Origin of the sequence: Streptosporangium longisporum, assembly GCF_039534895.1 — a bacterium.
Taxonomy (GTDB): Bacteria; Actinomycetota; Actinomycetes; order Streptosporangiales; family Streptosporangiaceae; genus Streptosporangium; species Streptosporangium longisporum.
On the sequence record NZ_BAAAWD010000019.1, the window covers coordinates 441,456 to 458,167 of the forward strand.

General features: G+C 74.1%; 3 protein-coding genes and 2 pseudogenes. All 5 read right to left on the minus strand.

Annotated elements, in window-relative coordinates; all coding sequences use genetic code 11:
- Positions 1–70: 70 nt before the first annotated feature.
- Positions 71–7,156, minus strand: a complete 7,086-nt coding sequence (locus ABD832_RS33800; RefSeq protein WP_344903779.1) for an SDR family NAD(P)-dependent oxidoreductase — start codon at positions 7,154–7,156, stop codon at positions 71–73.
- A 332-nt stretch (positions 7,157–7,488) separates the two neighbouring features.
- Positions 7,489–12,144: pseudogene (locus ABD832_RS33805) on the minus strand (SDR family NAD(P)-dependent oxidoreductase); the annotation flags it as partial.
- 12 nt (positions 12,145–12,156) lie between these two features.
- Positions 12,157–13,695: pseudogene (locus tag ABD832_RS42380) on the minus strand (acyl carrier protein); the annotation flags it as partial.
- 183 nt (positions 13,696–13,878) lie between these two features.
- Positions 13,879–15,117, minus strand: coding sequence for a type III PLP-dependent enzyme domain-containing protein (locus ABD832_RS33810; protein ID WP_344903782.1), 1,239 nt, complete (start codon positions 15,115–15,117; stop codon positions 13,879–13,881).
- On the minus strand, positions 15,114–16,643 hold the full coding sequence (locus tag ABD832_RS33815; protein WP_344903786.1) for an AMP-binding protein: 1,530 nt from the start codon (positions 16,641–16,643) through the stop codon (positions 15,114–15,116). Before ABD832_RS33815 ends, ABD832_RS33810 begins: the two co-directional genes overlap by 4 nt.
- Between the last annotated feature and the right edge of the window lie 69 nt (positions 16,644–16,712).

Below are 16,712 nucleotides of genomic sequence, written 5' to 3' on the forward strand. Positions count from 1 at the left end.
AGGATCCTGGGGTTCCCGAGAAGGAGCCCCTCGTACCGGGTACGAGGGGCCCAGTCCCGGCCGAAAGCCGTCACAGTTCGCTGTCGAGGATGTCGAACAGCTCGTCGGCGGTCGCCGATCCGAGCTCGGGCCCGCCGGTCCCCGGCGTCTCTCCCCGGTGCGTCTCGATCCACCGGGAGGTGAGGGCGCGCAGGCGGCCGGTTATCCTCTCGTGCTCGGCCGGATCGGGCGCGACGCTCTCCATCGCCCGCTCCAGCCTGGCCAGCTCCGCCTCCAGCGTCGCCGCGGCCGGCTCCTCGGTGACCAGCTCGCCCCTGATGTGCTCGGCGACCGAGGCCAGGGTCGGGTAGTCGAAGATGAGGGTCGCCGGCAGCCGTACCCCGGTGGCGGCGCCGAGCCGGTTGCGCAGCTCGACGGCGGTCAGCGAGTCGAAGCCCAGCTCCTTGAACGGCCGGAGCGGGTCCACCGCGTCCTCGTCGGCGTGACCGAGGACCGCGGCGACGTGGGTGCGGACCAGGTCGGTCAGCAGCCGGTCGCGCCCGCCGGGCGACAGTGCCTGCAGCCGCTCCTGCAGCGAGCGCTCGGCCGGGGCCGGGGCGGCGTCGCGGGCCGCCCGCCGGGTCGTGACGGTGACCAGCCCGCGGAGCATCGCCGGTGGCGCGTCGTCCCGGGAGCGCAGCGCCGCCAGGTCCAGCCTGATCGGCACCAGCGCGGCCTCACCGAGACCGAGGGAGGCGTCGAACAGCTCCAGCCCGGCCTCGGCCGTCAGCGGCAGCAGGCCGGACCGGCGCAGCCTGCGCAGGTCGGTCTCGCCCAGCTGGGCCGTCATGCCGCCCACCTCGGGCGCCCACATGCCCCAGGCGAGGGACACCGCGGGCAGGCCCGCGGACCTGCGGCGGGCGGCCAGCGCGTCCAGGAAGGCGTTGGCTGCCGCGTAGTTGCCCTGGCCGCCGCCGTCGAGCGTGCCGGCCGAGGAGGAGAACAGCACGAACGCCGACAGGTCGAGGTCGCGGGTGAGCTCGTGCAGGTGCCAGGCGGCGTCGGGCTTGGGCCGCCAGACGCTGTCGACCTGGCCGGGGGTGAGGGAGCCGACGACGCCGTCGGCCACGACACCGGCCGTGTGCACGACCGCGGTGAGCGGGCGCCCCCCGGGCAGGTCCCCGAGCAGCGCGGCCAGCGCGTCCCGGTCGGCGACGTCGCAGGCGACGACGGTGACCTCGGCCCCGGCCGCGGTCAGCTCCTCGCGGAGCGGCCCGGTCCCCGGGGCGTCCGGCCCGCGCCGCCCGGCCAGCACGAGGTGGCGGGCGCCGTGGGCGGTGACGAGGTGCCGCGCGACGAGGGCGCCGAGCCCGCCGGTGCCGCCGGTGACGAGCACCGTCCCCTCCGGGTCGAGCGGTACGGGCACGGTGAGCACGAGCTTGCCGACGTGCCTGGCCTGCGCCATGAAGCGGAACGCCTCGGGGGCCTGGCGCACGTCCCAGGTACGGACCGGCGGCGGGACGAGCACGCCCCGCTCGAACAGCCGGACCAGCTCGGCCAGGATCTCCGCGGTCCGGTCGGGACCGGCGTCGGACAGGTCGAACGCGTGGTAGGAGACGCCGGGGTGCCCGGCCGCGACCTGCCCGGCCTGGCGCACGTCGGTCTTGCCCATCTCGGCGAACCGGCCGCCGCGCGGCAGCAGGTCCAGGGAGGCGTCGACGAACTCCCCCGCCAGCGAGTTGAGCACGACGTCGACGCCGCGCCCGCCGGTGGCCTCCAGGAAGCGCCGCGAGAATCCCAGGTCGCGGGAGGAGGCGATGTGGTCGTCGGCGACGCCGAGCGCCCGCAGCGCGTCCCGCTTGCCGTCGCTCACCGTGCCGTAGACCTCCGCGCCCAGGTGGGCGGCGAGCTGTACGGCGGCCATGCCGACACCGCCCGCGGCGGCGTGCACGAGCACCGACTCGCCCTGGCGCAGCCCGGCCAGGTCGACCAGGCCGTAGTAGGCGGTGGCGAACACGGCGGGCACCGCGGCCGCCTCGGCGAACGTCCAGCCGGACGGGATCGGCACGACCATCCGGTGGTCGACCACCGCGTAGGGGCCGAACCCGGCGTCGACGAGTCCCATCACGCGGTCGCCGGGCGCCAGGCCCGGCACTCCGGGCCCGACCTCGACGACCACCCCGGCGGCGTCCGCGCCCAGGTCGGCCCTGCCCGGGTACATGCCGAGGGTGATCATGACGTCGCGGAAGTTCAGGCCACCCGCGCGGACCGCCAGGCGTACCTGGCCCGGCTCCAGCGGACGCTCGGCGGCGTCGCAGGCCGTCAGCGCGAGGTTGTCGAGCGTGCCCGGCGTGGTCACCTCCAGGCGCCAGGCCGGCGTGCCGGACGGCGGTTCGAGCATGCCCGCCGAGGCGGCCTTCGCCAGGCGCGGCGCCAGGGCCGTGCCCTCGCGCAGGGCCAGCTCGGGCTCACCGGTGTTCAGCACGGCGGGCAGGGCACGCCGGGAGTCGTCGGTGCCGTCCACGTCGACGAGCAGGAACCGCCCGGGGTTCTCCGCCTGCGCCGCGCGGACCAGACCCCACAGGGGTGCCTGTACGAGATCGGGCGGGCCGTCGCCGGAGCCGGTCCTGACCGCGCCCTCGGTCACCACCGCCAGCCTGGTCCCGGCGAGGGCCTCGTCGGCGAGCCAGGCGCCCAGCAGGTCGAGGGTGCGCAGCGTCGCGTCGTACGCCGCCCGGGGCGGGGTGCCGGCCGGGCCGGTGTCCGGCTCGCCGGGGGCGGCGGGGGCGGCGACCAGCACCGTCCCGGGCAGGGCGGGCATGGCGCGCAGCGCGGCGAGGTCGGCGGCGAAGGGGACCTCCAGCCCGGCCGAGCGCAGCGCCCGGCCCAGCTCGCCGTCCTCGGCACCGAGGACGAGCCATCCCCCGCCACCCGGTACGCCGCCGTCGGCGACGACGGGCACGGACGTCCAGTCGACCCGCAACAGCGACTCCCCGCGGGTGTCGCGGGCGGCGCCGAGCCGGTCGCCGGTGACGGGGCGCATCACCAGGGAGCCGATGCTGACCACCGGGGCACCGGTGCCGTCGGCCACCTGGAGCGACGCGGCGTCGGAGCCGTTCCGCCGGACCCGTACCCGCACCGACGAGGCGCCGGTCGCGTGCAGCGCGACCCCGTTCCAGGCGAACGGCAACTCGACCTGTCCCTGCGGCGCGGTGCTCCCGCCGAGTTCGACGGCGTGCAGCGCGGCGTCCAGCAGGGCGGGGTGGATGCCGAAGCGCGCGGCGTCACCGGCGACGCCGTCGGGCAGCACGACCTCGGCGAACACCTCGTCGTCCCGGCGCCACGCGGCGCGCAGTCCCTGGAAGGCCGGGCCGTAGCCGGCCCCCTCGGAGGCCAGCCGGTCGTAGAGCCCGTCCACCGGTATCGGCCGGGCACCGGGTGGTGGCCATTCGGCCAGGTCGAAGTCACCGGGCTCGGCGGACGGCGTCAGCACGCCGGTGGCGTGCCGCGTCCAGGGCTCGTCGTCCGCCCCGCTCCTGGAGTACAGCGACAGCGGGCGGCGTCCGGAGTCGTCGGCACCGCCGATGACGGCCTGCAGCGCGACCGCGTCCCTGCCCGGCAGGACGAGCGGGGCCTCCAGGGTGAGCTCCTCGACGCCGGCGCAGCCGACCTGGGTGCCCGCGCGGACGGCCAGCTCGACGAAGGCCGTACCCGGCACGATGACCGTGTCCAGGATGGTGTGGTCGGCCAGCCAGGGGTGGCTGCTCAGCGAGACGCGGCCGGTCAGCACGGCTCCGCCGGACTCGGGCAGCGTCACCACCGCGCCGAGGAGCGGGTGCTCGGCGGGGACCTGGCCGAAGCCGGTCGCGTCGCCGGTGAGCCCGTCGGTCTGCAGCCAGTAGTGGCGGTGCTGGAAGGCGTAGGTCGGCAGTTCTATCCTGCGGGGCCCGGCCGCACCGGTCCCGTTGGTTCCGTTGGTTCCGTTGGGGTGGCCGTTGGCCTTCGCCGCGGGCGCGTGGCCGGTCCGGGCGGCGTCGGTGAAGAACGTCTCCCAGTCCACCGTGACTCCCCTGGTGTGCAGGGTGGCCAGCGCGGTGACCAGCTCGGCCGGCTCGTCGCGGTCGCGCCGCAGCACCGGCACGAACACCGCGTCCTCGGGGGTGACAGCGTTGCCTGCGGACGGGGCGAGCGGGGTCTGGAGGCATTCCTGTCCCATCGCCGACAGCACCGCGTCCGGACCCACCTCCACGAACGTGCTCACCCCGGCCTCGCGCAGCGTCGCCACCCCATCGGCGAACCGCACCGCCTGACGCACATGACGCACCCAGTACTCAGGCGACAACATCTCCTCCCCCGCCACCCGGCCGGTCAGGTTCGACACCACCGGAACGGTCGGAGGCTGGAAGGCGATGCCGTCCAGGACGCGGCGGAAGTCCTGCAGCATCGGCTCCATCAACGGCGAGTGGAACGCGTGACTGACCCGCAGCCGCTTGCGCCGCACCCCCCGCTCCACCAGCACGCTCACCACCTGCTCGACCACAGCCTCCACACCGGAGACCACCACCGACGACGGGCCGTTCACCGCCGCGACGCCCACCGACGCCCCGTCGGGGTCGATCTGCTCCAGCACCTGCTGCACCTGCTCCAGCGAAGCACCCAACGCGACCATCGACCCACCCGCCGCCAGCGCCTGCATCAACCGGCCCCGGCCCGCCACCAGCACACACCCATCCCGCAACGACACCACCCCCGCAACATGCGCGGCGACCACCTCACCGATGGAATGACCCATCACGTAATCAGCCGCAACCCCCCACCGCGCAAGCAGCCGATACAACACCACCTCCACCGCGAACAACGCCGCCTGGGTGTACATCGTCTGATCCACCAACCCCGCCAGCTGCGAGCCCGCCTCGGCGAACAAAACCTCCTCCAAGGGCCGCTCCAGCAACCCCGCAAACCCCGCACACACCCCCCGCAACTCCTCCTCAAAACCCGCAACCGCCGCGCACAACCCCAGCGCCATCCCCGCACGCTGACTGCCCTGACCCGAGAACACCAGCGCAACACCACCCTCGGCCACCCGGCCACGCACCACACCGGCCCCCACACCGCCCGAGGCCAGCACCGACAACCCCGCCACCACCCCCGCACGATCCGCACCCACCACCACACCACGATGATCGAACCCCGCCCGCGTCACCACCAGCGAGTACCCCACATCCACCAGCCCTGCGGCGTCCTGAGTGGACAGGAACTCCGCCAGGCGGCCGGCCTGGGCCCGTACGCCCTCCTCGCCGCGGCCCGACACCACCACCGGCACCGGCAGCGTGAGCCCGGCCGGCAGGGGTGCCGTCTCCGGAGCGTGCGCACCGTCGCCGCCCGCGCCGTTGGCGCCGTTGCCACCGTTGCCGCCGTCGGCGCCGTCGGTGTGCCGCCCGTTCCGTGCCTGCTCCGGCACGGTGACGAGCACGCCGTCCAGGACGGTCGCCGGAACCGCGGAGCGTACGGCCTCGGCGGCCGTCCCGGCCCGTGCGGCCGTGTCGTCGCCCGTGGCCGTCCCGGTGGACGCCCACTCCGGGACGTCAGCGGGGGCCTGCTCGATGATGACGTGCGCGTTGGTGCCGCTGATGCCGAAGGACGACACCCCCGCGCGGCGCGGGTGGTCGTTCTGCGGCCACTCGACCGGCTCGGTCAGCAGCGAGACCGCGCCGGCCGACCAGTCCACGTGCGAGCTGGGCGCGTCCACGTGCAGCGTCCTGGGCAGCATGCCGTTGCGCATGGAGAGCACCATCTTGATGATGCCCGCGACGCCGGCGGCGCACTGGGTGTGGCCGATGTTCGACTTGACGGTGCCCAGCCAGAGCGGCCGGTCCTGCGGGCGCGCCTCGCCGTAGGTGGCGAGCAGCGCCTGGGCCTCGATCGGGTCGCCCAGCGTGGTGCCCGTCCCGTGCCCCTCGACCGCGTCGACGTCGGCGGGGGTGAGGCCGGAGTTGACCAGGGCCTGGCGGATGACGCGCTGCTGGGAGGGGCCGTTGGGCGCGGACAGGCCGTTGCTGGCGCCGTCCTGGTTGACCGCGCTGCCCCGGACCACCGCGAGCACGGGGTGGCCGTTGCGGCGGGCGTCCGAGAGCCGCTCCAGGACGACCATGCCGACGCCCTCGGAGAACACCGTGCCGTCGGCCGCGTCGGCGAAGGCCTTGCAGCGACTGTCGGGGGCCAGGCCCCGCTGACGGCTGAACTCCACGAACAGCTCCGGCGTGGAGACCACGGTCACGCCGCCGGCCAGCGCGAGGGTGCTCTCCCCGCGGCGCAGGGAGTCGCAGGCGAGGTGGAGGGCCACCAGGGAGGACGAGCAGGCCGTGTCGACCGTGACGGCGGGTCCTTCGAGGCCGAGCACGTAGGCGACGCGGCCGGACATCACCGAGCTGGAGTTGCCCGTGAGCAGGTAGCCCTCGACGCCCTCGGGCAGCGTCGACAGGCCGGTGGCGTAGCCGGTGCTCGACGCTCCGACGAACACGCCGGTCGAGCTGCCCCTGAGCGTGCCGGGGGCGATGCCCGCGCGCTCCAGCACCTCCCAGGACGCCTCCAGCAGCAGGCGCTGCTGAGGGTCGGTGGCCAGGGCCTCGCGCGGCGAGATGCCGAAGAAGTCGGCGTCGAACTCACCCGCGTCGTGCATGAAGCCGCCGCCGCGGGCGTAGCTGGTGCCGTGCTTGGACGGGTCGGGGTCGAAGAGCCGCTCCAGGTCCCAGCCTCGGTTGACGGGGAACTCCGAGATGGCGCTCCCGCCCTCGGCCAGCAGCCGCCACAGCGACTCCGGCGAGTCGATGCCGCCGGGGTAGCGGCAGCTCATGGAGACGATCACGATGGGGTCGTCCCCGTCACCGTCACCGGCCGGCGCGGCGGCCGGGAGCGCCGGCTGCGCGGTCGCGGGCGAGAGCCCGGCGCCGAGCAGCCTGCCCCTGAGGTACTCGGCCAGCACCGTGGGCGTGGGGTAGTCGAAGACGATGGTGGCGGGCAGCCGCAGCCCGGTGGCGGCGTTGAGCCGGTTGCGCAGCTCGATGGCGGTGAGCGAGTCGAAGCCCAGCTCCCTGAAGGCGCGGCCGGACAGCACCGCGTCGGCGTCGGCGTGGCCGAGCACGGTGGCGGCCTGGGTACGGACCATGGAGACGAGCACCCGGTCCTGCTCGGCCTCGGACAGGCCCGCGAGCTGCCGGTGCAGCGGGGAGCCGCCGTCCGCGGGGGCCGCGGTCGCCGCCGCGGCCTCGCGGCGGACCGGGGGACCGGGGGACGGACCAGGCCGCGCAGCAGCGCCGGCGGGGTGCCGGTGCGCATCGCCGCCAGGTCGAGGTGGACGGCCACCAGCAGTGCCTCGTCCACCGTGCGGGCGGCGTCGAACAGCGCCAGTCCCTCCTCCGAGGACAGGCCGCGGGCGCCGGACTGCTCCATCCGGGCCAGGTCGGCGTCGCTGAGGTGGGCGCTCATGTCGCTGCGCTGGTTCCAGAAGCCCCAGGCGACCGAGACGGCGGGCAGGCCGCCGGCCCTGCGGTGCGCGGCCAGCGCGTCCAGGAAGGTGTTGGCGGCGGCGTAGTTGCCCTGCCCGGCGTCGCCGAAGACACCCGCGGCCGAGGAGAACAGGACGAACGCCGACAGGTCCATGTCCTTGGTCAGCTCGTGCAGGTTCCAGGCCGCGTCCACCTTGGGACGCAACACCGCACCCACCCGCTCGGCCGTCAACGTCTCGACGATCCCGTCGTCCAGCACGCCTGCGGTGTGCACCACCCCGGCCAGCGGGCGGTCGGCCGGGATCGACGCCAGCAGGTGCGCCAGCGCCTGCCGGTCGGCCACGTCACAGGCCTCCACCCGCACCCGCGCACCGGCCTCGCCCAGCTCCTCCTCCAGCTCCGCCATCCCGGCCGCCGCACGGCCACGACGGCTGCTCAGCACCAGGTCCCGCACCCCGTGCACCCGCACCAGGTGCCGCGCCACCAAAGCGCCCAGCGTTCCCGCGCCGGTCACCAGCACCGTGCCACCGGGGCCGAACGTCTGCGGCATCCGCAACACGACCTTGCCCACATGCCGGGCCTGCGACAGGAACCGGAACGCCTCCGGCGCCCGGCGCACGTCCCACGAACGCACCGGCAACGGCCGCAACACCCCACGGCCGAACAGCTCCAGCACCTCCGCCAGCATGCCGCGCAGGCCGTCGAATCCGGCCTCCATCAGGGAGTAGAGGATGTACTCGACGCCGGGGTGCGCCGCGGTGACGTCGGCGGCGTCGCGGATGTCGGTCTTGCCGATCTCCAGGAACCGGCCGCCGCGGGGCAGCAGCCGCAGGGAGGCGTCCACGAACTCGCGCGCCAGCGAGTTCAGCACCACGTCCACCCCGTGCCCGCCACTGGCCTCGGCGAAGTAACCCTCGAAGTCCAGATCCCGCGAGGAGGCGATCCGCTCGTCCGGAACGCCCAGCGAGCGCAGCACCTCCCACTTGGCGGGCGACGCGGTCGCGTACACCTGCGCGCCGAAGTGGTGCGCCAGCTGGATCGCTGCCATGCCCACACCACCGGCACCGGCGTGCACCAGCACCGACTCCCCGGCCTGCAGCCGTCCCAGGCGGATGAGGCCGTAGTAGGCGGTGAGGTAGACCACCGGTACGGAGGCGGCCTGCTCGAAGGTCCAGCCCTCGGGCATCGGGGCCAGCAGCCGCCGGTCGGTCACCCCGACCGGGCCGAACGCCCCGTCCAGCAGACCCATCACATGATCGCCGGGGGCGAGGTCGTCCACCTCGGAGCCGACCTCCAGCACCACGCCGGCGATCTCCCCGCCGATGGGTTCGTCGTTCTCGGGGACCATGCCCAGGGTGACGACCAGGTCGCGGAAGTTGAGCCCGGCGGCGCGGACGGAGACCCGCACCTCCCGCGAGCCCAGCTCCCGGCCGGCCTCGGGGGCGGCGACCAGTGTCAGGTCCGACAGGCTCCCCTTGACCGGCGCGTCCAGCCGCCAGTGCGCCGTCCCCGCGGGCGGCACCAGAGCACCGCCACCGGTGGCCGCCCGCGCCAGGCGCGCGGCGAGCACCGTACCGGAGCGCAGGGCGAGCTGGGGCTCACCGGAGTCCACGGCGGCGCGCAGGAGGGTGCCGGGCACGGCCTGGTCGTCCAGGTCGATCAGCACGATGCGGTCGGGGTTCTCCGACTGGGCCGAGCGGAGCAGGCCCCACACCGGGGCGTTCGCCAGGTCGTGGACGTCCTCACCGGGGCCGGTCGTGACCGCGCCGCGGGTGACCACGACGAGGCGCGCCGAGGCGAACCGCTCGTCGGCCAGCCACCGCTGGACCAGCTCCAGCGCCCGGTACGCCGCCGTCCGGACCGCGCCCGGAACCCGGTCGCCTCCGGCGTTCCCGGTGGCCCCGTCAGGGAATACGGAAAAGGGGACGAACACCAGCTCCGGGACCTCGCCCGCCGCGGCCAGCCCCGCGAGCTCCGCGAGTTCCGCGTGCTCCGTCACGTCCGCGCCCGCGCCGCGCAGCGCATCGGCCAGGCCCAGCGTGTCCGGCCCGACCAGGGCGGTCCCGGTGGCGGTGGACGTCTCCGTCACGGGCAGCGCGGTCCACTCCACGCGGAAGAGCGCGTCGGAGTGGGAGGCGAGGGCGGCGGAGAGCTGCTCGGTGGTGACCGGGCGGGAGATCAGGGAGCCGATCGTGGCCACCGGAGCACCCGCCGAATCCGCCACCTGCAACGACACCGCACCCACACCCTCCGACCACAACCGCACCCGCACCGATGAGGCCCCCGACGCATGCACACACACCCCCGACCACACGAACGGCAAACTCACCCCCTCACCCACACCCCCCTCCAACAACCCCTCCACATGCAACGCCGCATCCAACAACGCCGGATGCACCCCAAACCCCCCCACCGCAACCCCATCAGCCAACGCCACCTCCGCAAACACCTCACCCCCACGCCGCCACGCCGCCCGCACCCCCCGAAACGCCGGCCCATACCCATACCCCGCAGCCGCCAACTCCTCATACAACCCCTCCACCGACACCGCCACCGCCCCCACCGGAGGCCACTGCACCAGATCAAACCCCCCGTCCACGGCGGCAGCACTCACGAACCCCGACGCATGACGACGCCACTCCTGAACGCCCAGCGAACCCTCCGGGCACGAGTACACCGCCACCGCACGACGACCCGACCCATCGGCCACCCCCACCGACACCTGCACCCGCACCCCAGCCGAACCCTCCACCACCAAAGGAGCCTCCAACGTCAACTCCTCCACCACCCCACACCCCACCTCATCACCCGCACGCACCACCACATCCACCAACGCCGTCCCCGGCACCACCACCCGGCCACCCACCACATGATCGGCCAACCACCCATGCGACCCCAGCGACAACCGCCCCGAGAACAACACCCCCCGCGAATCGGCCACCACCACCACCGCACCCAGCAACGGATGATCCACCGAACTCAGACCGACCGAGGTGAGGTCGCCGCCGGAGGCGCCGGCCTCCAGCCAGAAGCGACGGTGCTGGAAGGCGTAGGTGGGCAGGTCGACCCGGCGCGGCCCGTACGGGGCGAAGGCCGGCTCCCAGTCGACGCGCAGGCCGTGGACGTGGGCCTCGGCCAGCGAGGTCAGGAAGCGGCGCGGGCCTCCCTCGCCGCGGCGCAGGGAACCGAACGCGACGGCCTCCAGGCCGGCCTGGTCGATCGCGTCCTGGACGCTCATCGCGAGCACCGGGTGCGGGCTGGACTCCAGGAACACGCGCTGTCCCTCGGCCAGCAGCGTCTGGACGACCTGGTGGAACTCCACGGGGTAGCGGGCGTTGCCGAACCAGTACTCCGCGGTCAGCTCGGCGGTGTCGAGCAGGCCGCCGGTCACGGTCGAGTAGAACGGGATGTCGCCGCTGCGGGGGGTGACCGGGGCGAGCATGTCCAGCAGGCGCTCGCGCAGCGGGTCGACCTGCGCGCAGTGCGAGGCGACCGAGGAGGCCACGACGCGGGCGCGCACGCCCTCGGCCTCGCAGCCGGCGACCAGCTCGGCCAGGGCGTCGGCGTCGCCGACCACGGTGGAGGAGAAGGGGCCGTTCTTGCCGCCGACGGACAGCTTGCCGTGCCAGCGGGCGAGACGCCGCTCGACCTCGGAGGCGGGCAGCGCGACCGCGGCGACCCCGCCCTTGCCGATCAGGGTCTCGGCGAACAGGCGGCTGCGCAGCACGATCACGCGTACCGCGTCGGCCAGCGACAGTCCTCCGGCCACGTAGGCGGCCGCGACCTCGCCCTGGGAGTGGCCGACGACGGCGGCGGGCAGGACGCCGTGGGACTTCCACAGCTCGGCCAGGGAGACCATCACCGCGAACAGCACCGGCTGGACGACCTCCAGCCGGTCCAGGGAGGGCGCGCCCGGCGTGCCGCGCAGCGCGTCGAGCAGGCTCCAGTCCACGTGGGTCTCGATCTCCGCGGCGCACTCGCGCATGCTGCGCGCGAAGACCGGCGAGGAGTCGAGCAGTTCCACGGCCATCCCGGCCCACTGGGACCCCTGGCCGGGGAAGACGAAGACCGGGCGCTCCTGGGCGGAGGGGACGCCCTCGAGCACGTTCGGCGCCGACTCCCCCTCGGCCAGCGCGGCCAGGCCCGCGAGGAGTTCCTCGCGGTCGCCCGCGACGACGACCGCGCGGTGGTCCCACAGCGACCGGGTGGTCACCAGGGAGTGGCCGACGTCGACCGGGTCGAGGTCCTCCCCGGCCTCCCGGCGGTCCTGGAGGTGGGCGGCCAGGCGGGCCGCCTGCGCCCGCAGCGCCTGCCCGTTCCTGGCCGACAGCGGCACCGGCACCGCGACGGGCCGAAGCGCCTCCTCCGCGACACCATCGGCGCTCTCAGTGCTCCCGGCGCTCCCGGTGCTCGCGAGGTCGTCCGCGGGACCGTCCACGGCCGCGGTGCCGGCCGTCGGAGGCTCCTCCAGGATCACGTGCGCGTTGGTGCCGCTGACGCCGAACGAGGACACCGCGGCCCGGCGCGGGGCGCCGGGCTTCTCCCACGGCAGGTCCTCGGTCAGCAGCTCGACCTCTCCCATGGACCAGTTGACGTACGGGGACGGCTCGTCCACGTGCAGGGTCCTGGGCAGCACGCCGTGCCGCATCGCCATCACCATCTTGATCACACCCGCGGAGCCGGCCGCCGCCTGGGTGTGCCCGATGTTCGACTTGATCGAGCCGAGCCGGAGCGGCGCGGCGTCGCCCCGGTCGCGGCCGTAGGTGGCCAGCAGGGCGTGGGCCTCGATCGGGTCGCCCAGTTTGGTGCCGGTGCCGTGCGCCTCGACCACGTCGACGTCGCCGCTGGAGAGCCCGGCGTTGGCCATGGCCTGGCGGATGACCCGTTCCTGCGAGGGGCCGTTCGGCGCGGTCAGGCCGCTGCTGGCGCCGTCCTGGTTGATCGCCGAGCCGCGGATGACCGCCAGCACGGGGTGTCCCTGGCGGAGCGCGTCCGACAGGCGTTCGACCACGATGACGCCGACGCCCTCGGAGAAGCCGGTGCCGTTGGCGGAGGAGGAGAACGCCTTGCAGCGGCCGTCGGCGGCGATCACCTGCTGGCGGCTGAACGCGGTGTAGGTGCCGGGGGTGGACATCACGGTCACGCCACCGGCCAGCGCCAGCGAGGTCTCGCCGGTGCGCAGGGACTGGCAGGCCAGGTGGATCGCGACCAGCGAGGCCGAGCAGGCGGTGTCGACGGTGAGCGTCGGCCCCTCCAGCCCGAAGGTGTAGGCGATCCGGCCGGAGACCACGCTGGTGGCGTTGCCGGTGACCAGGTACCCCTCGACCTCGCCGGGCGCCTTGTCGAGCCGGGGGCCGTAGTCCTGCGGTTCGGCGCCGATGAACACGCCGGTCTGGCTGCCGCGCAGCGAGCGCGGGTCGATGCCGGCCCGCTCGAACGCCTCCCAGGCGGTCTCCAGCAGCAGCCGCTGCTGCGGGTCCATCGCCACGGCCTCACGCGGGTTGATCCCGAAGAAGTCGGAGTCGAACTCGGCGGCGTCGTGCAGGAAGTGCCCGACGCGCGCGTAGCTGGTGTTGGCCGCCGACGGGTCGTCGTCGAACAGCCGCTCCAGGTCCCATCCGCGGTCGACGGGGAAGCCGGTGACGGTCTCGCCGCCCTCGGCGACCAGCCGCCACAGCTCCTCGGGGGTGGCGATGCCGCCCGGGTAGCGGCAGCCGATGCCGACGATGGCGATCGGCTCGTCGGAGCCGACGATCGCGCGTACCTCGGAGGTCTCGCCGTCGGCCAGGCCGAGGACCTCCTCGAACAGGTAGGCGGCCACGGCGGCGGGGGTGGGGTGGTCGAAGGCGAGGGTCATCGGCAGTTCCGCGCCCATCCGCTCGGCGAGCCGGTCGTGCAGCTCGACCGCGGCCAGCGAGTCGAAGCCCAGCTCCTGGAACGCCTGGTACGGGTCGATCGTGTCGGGGGCGTACGGCAGCACGGTGCGCAGGATCTCGACCGTCAGGTCGTGCACGAGCTCGACCAGGAAGGCGAGCCGGCGCTCGGCGGTCAGGTCCTCCGAGGGGAACGTGAACGCCGAGGGCGCCACCCGCCCGCCGTCCGCCGCGCCGGAGGTGCCAGAAACGAACTGCTCGGACTCGCTCATCCGTCCACTCCACGTCTTTGAAAAACCGTATGAAGGCCGTACGAATCGCCAGAGGCGCTGAAGCATGCGGGGTTCCGGGAGAGCGGGCCGGCCGCTCCCGGACGTCCCGGCACCGCCGGGGTCCCGCCGTGGCACGCGACCGTGCCGCGCCGGGGAGCCCTGCGGGGCCCCGCGGGGCTCCCCGGGGACACCGCGGGGACACCGCGTGGACACCGCGGGACCCTCACCCGGGCCCCGCGGCGCCGGAACTCAGTCGTATTTCCGGACGAACTGGATACGGGACGCCGACACGACCTCGCCGCCGCGCACGACGACCTCGGTGGGGGCGGGACGTCCCAGGAACATCAGCAGGCTCGCGGTCATCCCGTACGCGCCCGCGTTGGGGATGGTGACGACGTCGCCCACCGAGAGCGCGGGGAGCCGCACGTTCTTGCCCAGGAGGTCGCCCGGGGTGCAGAGCGGGCCGGCCAGGGTGGCGACCTCCTCGCCTGCCGGGTCGCCGTCCCGCGACGGGTCGTCGCCGAGCCCCACCGAGACCGGCAGCAGCCGTCCCAGGCCCGACATGCCCCCCAGGGTGTTGATGCCCGCGTCGAGGATGACGAACTTGCGCCCGCGGCTCTCCTTGATGTTGACCACGGTGCACAGCAGCTCCCCGGCGCCGCCGACCAGGTGGCGACCGGACTCGCAGGCGATCCGCGGCGTCCCGGCCCGCCAGTCGGGGAAGTGCTCGTCGAGGATCTCCTCCAGCGCGGCCCGCAGGCCCGGGTAGACGGGCCGCTCCCCGGGGGTGAGGTAGGGGGCGGCGAAGCCCCCGCCGATGTCCAGCAGGCGCACCGGCAGGTCCACCTCCCGCCGCAGGTCCGCCGCCACCGAGATGGTGTGGCGGAACTCCCCGATCAGGCTCTCCTCGTCCTTGGCGTTGCTCAGCGAGAACAGGTGGGCCCCGGCCAGCCGGGTGCCGGGCACCGCGCGCAGCTCGGGCATCAGGTCCGCCAGCGTCTCGCTGTCGATGCCGAACTGGGACGGGGTGCCGGTCATCCTGATGCTGGTCGCGGCGCTGGAGGTGGCGCTGTTGACGCGGAGCAGGCAGTCGGCGACCACGCCGTGGGCGCTCGCCACCTCCCCCACGCGCCGCAGGTCGCCCGGTGACTCCACCGAGAAGGAGACGACCCCGGCGGCGATCGCGGCCGTCAGCTCCTCGCGGGTCTTGCCCGGCCCGGTGTAGAGGATCTCCGAGCCGTCGAAGCCGGCCTCCAGGGCGGCGCTCAGCTCGCCGGTCGAGCTGATCTCGGCCAGGCAGCCGCGCCCGTCCCCGCCGCGCAGCGCACGGGCGATCTCGGGGTGCGGGTTGGCCTTGAAGGAGAAGAACAGCTCGAACGTCTCCGGAAGCGAGGACAGCAGGGCGTCGCGGGCGTCCGTGACGCGGTCGAGGTCGTAGACGTACAGCGGGGAGCCGTACCTGGCGACGAGGTCGGTGTTGCGGCTCATGCGGAGCTCCCCTCGAGCAGCAGCGCCAGCTGCTTGCGCTCGTTCTTGCCGTTCAGGGTCAGCGGGAACTTCTCCAGCACGTGGCAGGCCGCGGGCACCTTCGGCGGTTCCAGCCGCTCGGCCAGCTCGCGCAGGACCGCGTGCGGGGTCAGCTCTCCCTCGACGAACACGACCAGGTCGCGGCCGTCGGCGGGGGGAAGGACCACGGCCGCGGTGACGCCGGGGATGTCCATGGCGGCCGCCTCGATCTCGACGGTGCTCATCCGGGTGCCCTTGCGCTTGAACATGTCGTCCCGGCGGCCCTGGAAGTACAGGTAGCCGTCCTCGTCGAGGCTGCCGTAGTCACCGGTGTGCAGGCGGGCCCTGCCGGTCTCGGGGTCGGGGCGGTAGGCCCGCGCGGTCAGCACGGGGTCGCGCCAGTAGCCGGCCATCACGTTCGGCCCGTCCACGACGATCTCGCCGACCTCGCCGGCGGGCAGCGGGCGGCCCTCGCCGTCGAGGATCAGCACGCGGGTGCCGGGCAGTGCCCTGCCGGACGCGCCGGGACGTTCCCCGTCGAGTTCCGGCTCCATGATCGTGACGCGCTTGCACTCGGTGATGCCGTACATCCTGACCACCCGGGCGCCCGGGAACGACGCGCGCAGACCGTCGATGGTCGCGGACGGCAGGGCCGCCCCGGTGTTGGTGAACATCCGCACCGACGGCGCGGAGCCGGGGGCGCGCCTGGCCAGCGTCGAGATCATCGCGCCGAGGGACGGCACGATCGGGACGACGGTCGCGCCGCAGTCGCGGATCTGCCCGAGCAGCGCCACGTCCGGCCCGTCCCCGGCCAGCACCAGCTCGGCGCGGCCGAGCGCGGACAGGAAGATCTGGTAGAGGCCGTAGTCGAAGGACATCGGCGGCCGGCAGAAGACCACGTCGCCCGGCCGGTAGCCGAGCACCGCGTTGATGGCGGAGGCGGCGTAGCTCACCCGCTCGTGCGGGCAGACCACCGCCTTGGGCGCGGCCGTGCTGCCCGAGGTGTAGATGAGGACGGCGACGTACTCGGCCAGGATCTCGACCGGCTCGCGGGTGACGGGCCGGTCGGCCCGCTCCTCGATCCCGGCCCAGATCTCGTCGAGGTCGTGCACGGGGACGTCCCCGAGCGCCCGCACGGTCGCGGCGGCCTCCCCCGACCCGACGACGAGCGACGGTTCGCAGTCCTTCAGGACCGAGCTCAGGTGGAACGGCTTCATGCCGGGGTTCAGCGGCACCAGGACGGCGCCGCGCCGCAGGACGCCGTAGACGATGGGGACCATCTCGCGCCGGTTGGGGAGCTGGACGATCACCCGGTCCCCCGGGCGGACCCCCTGCTCGTCCAGCCACGCCTCGAAGGCGTGGCTCAGCCCGGCGACCCGCCGGTAGTCCCACCCGCCCCGCGCGTCGCGGACCGCGGGGTCGGAAGGCGCGGCCGCGGCCGCGTCGTCCAGCAGGCGGTGCACGAGATCCGACCGCAGGGACGGTACCTCGGAAATCAATTTCTCCACGTTAATCTCCCGTCCCCGAATGAAAAAAGAATTTCCTCCGGCAGCCCATGCGCTTTTTCATGGGACAGG

Coding starts and splice junctions, on each gene's coding strand:
- ABD832_RS33810 (WP_344903782.1), bottom strand. CDS start 15,117: ATGAGCCGCAACACCGACCTCGTCGCCAGGTACGGCTCCCCGCTGTAC.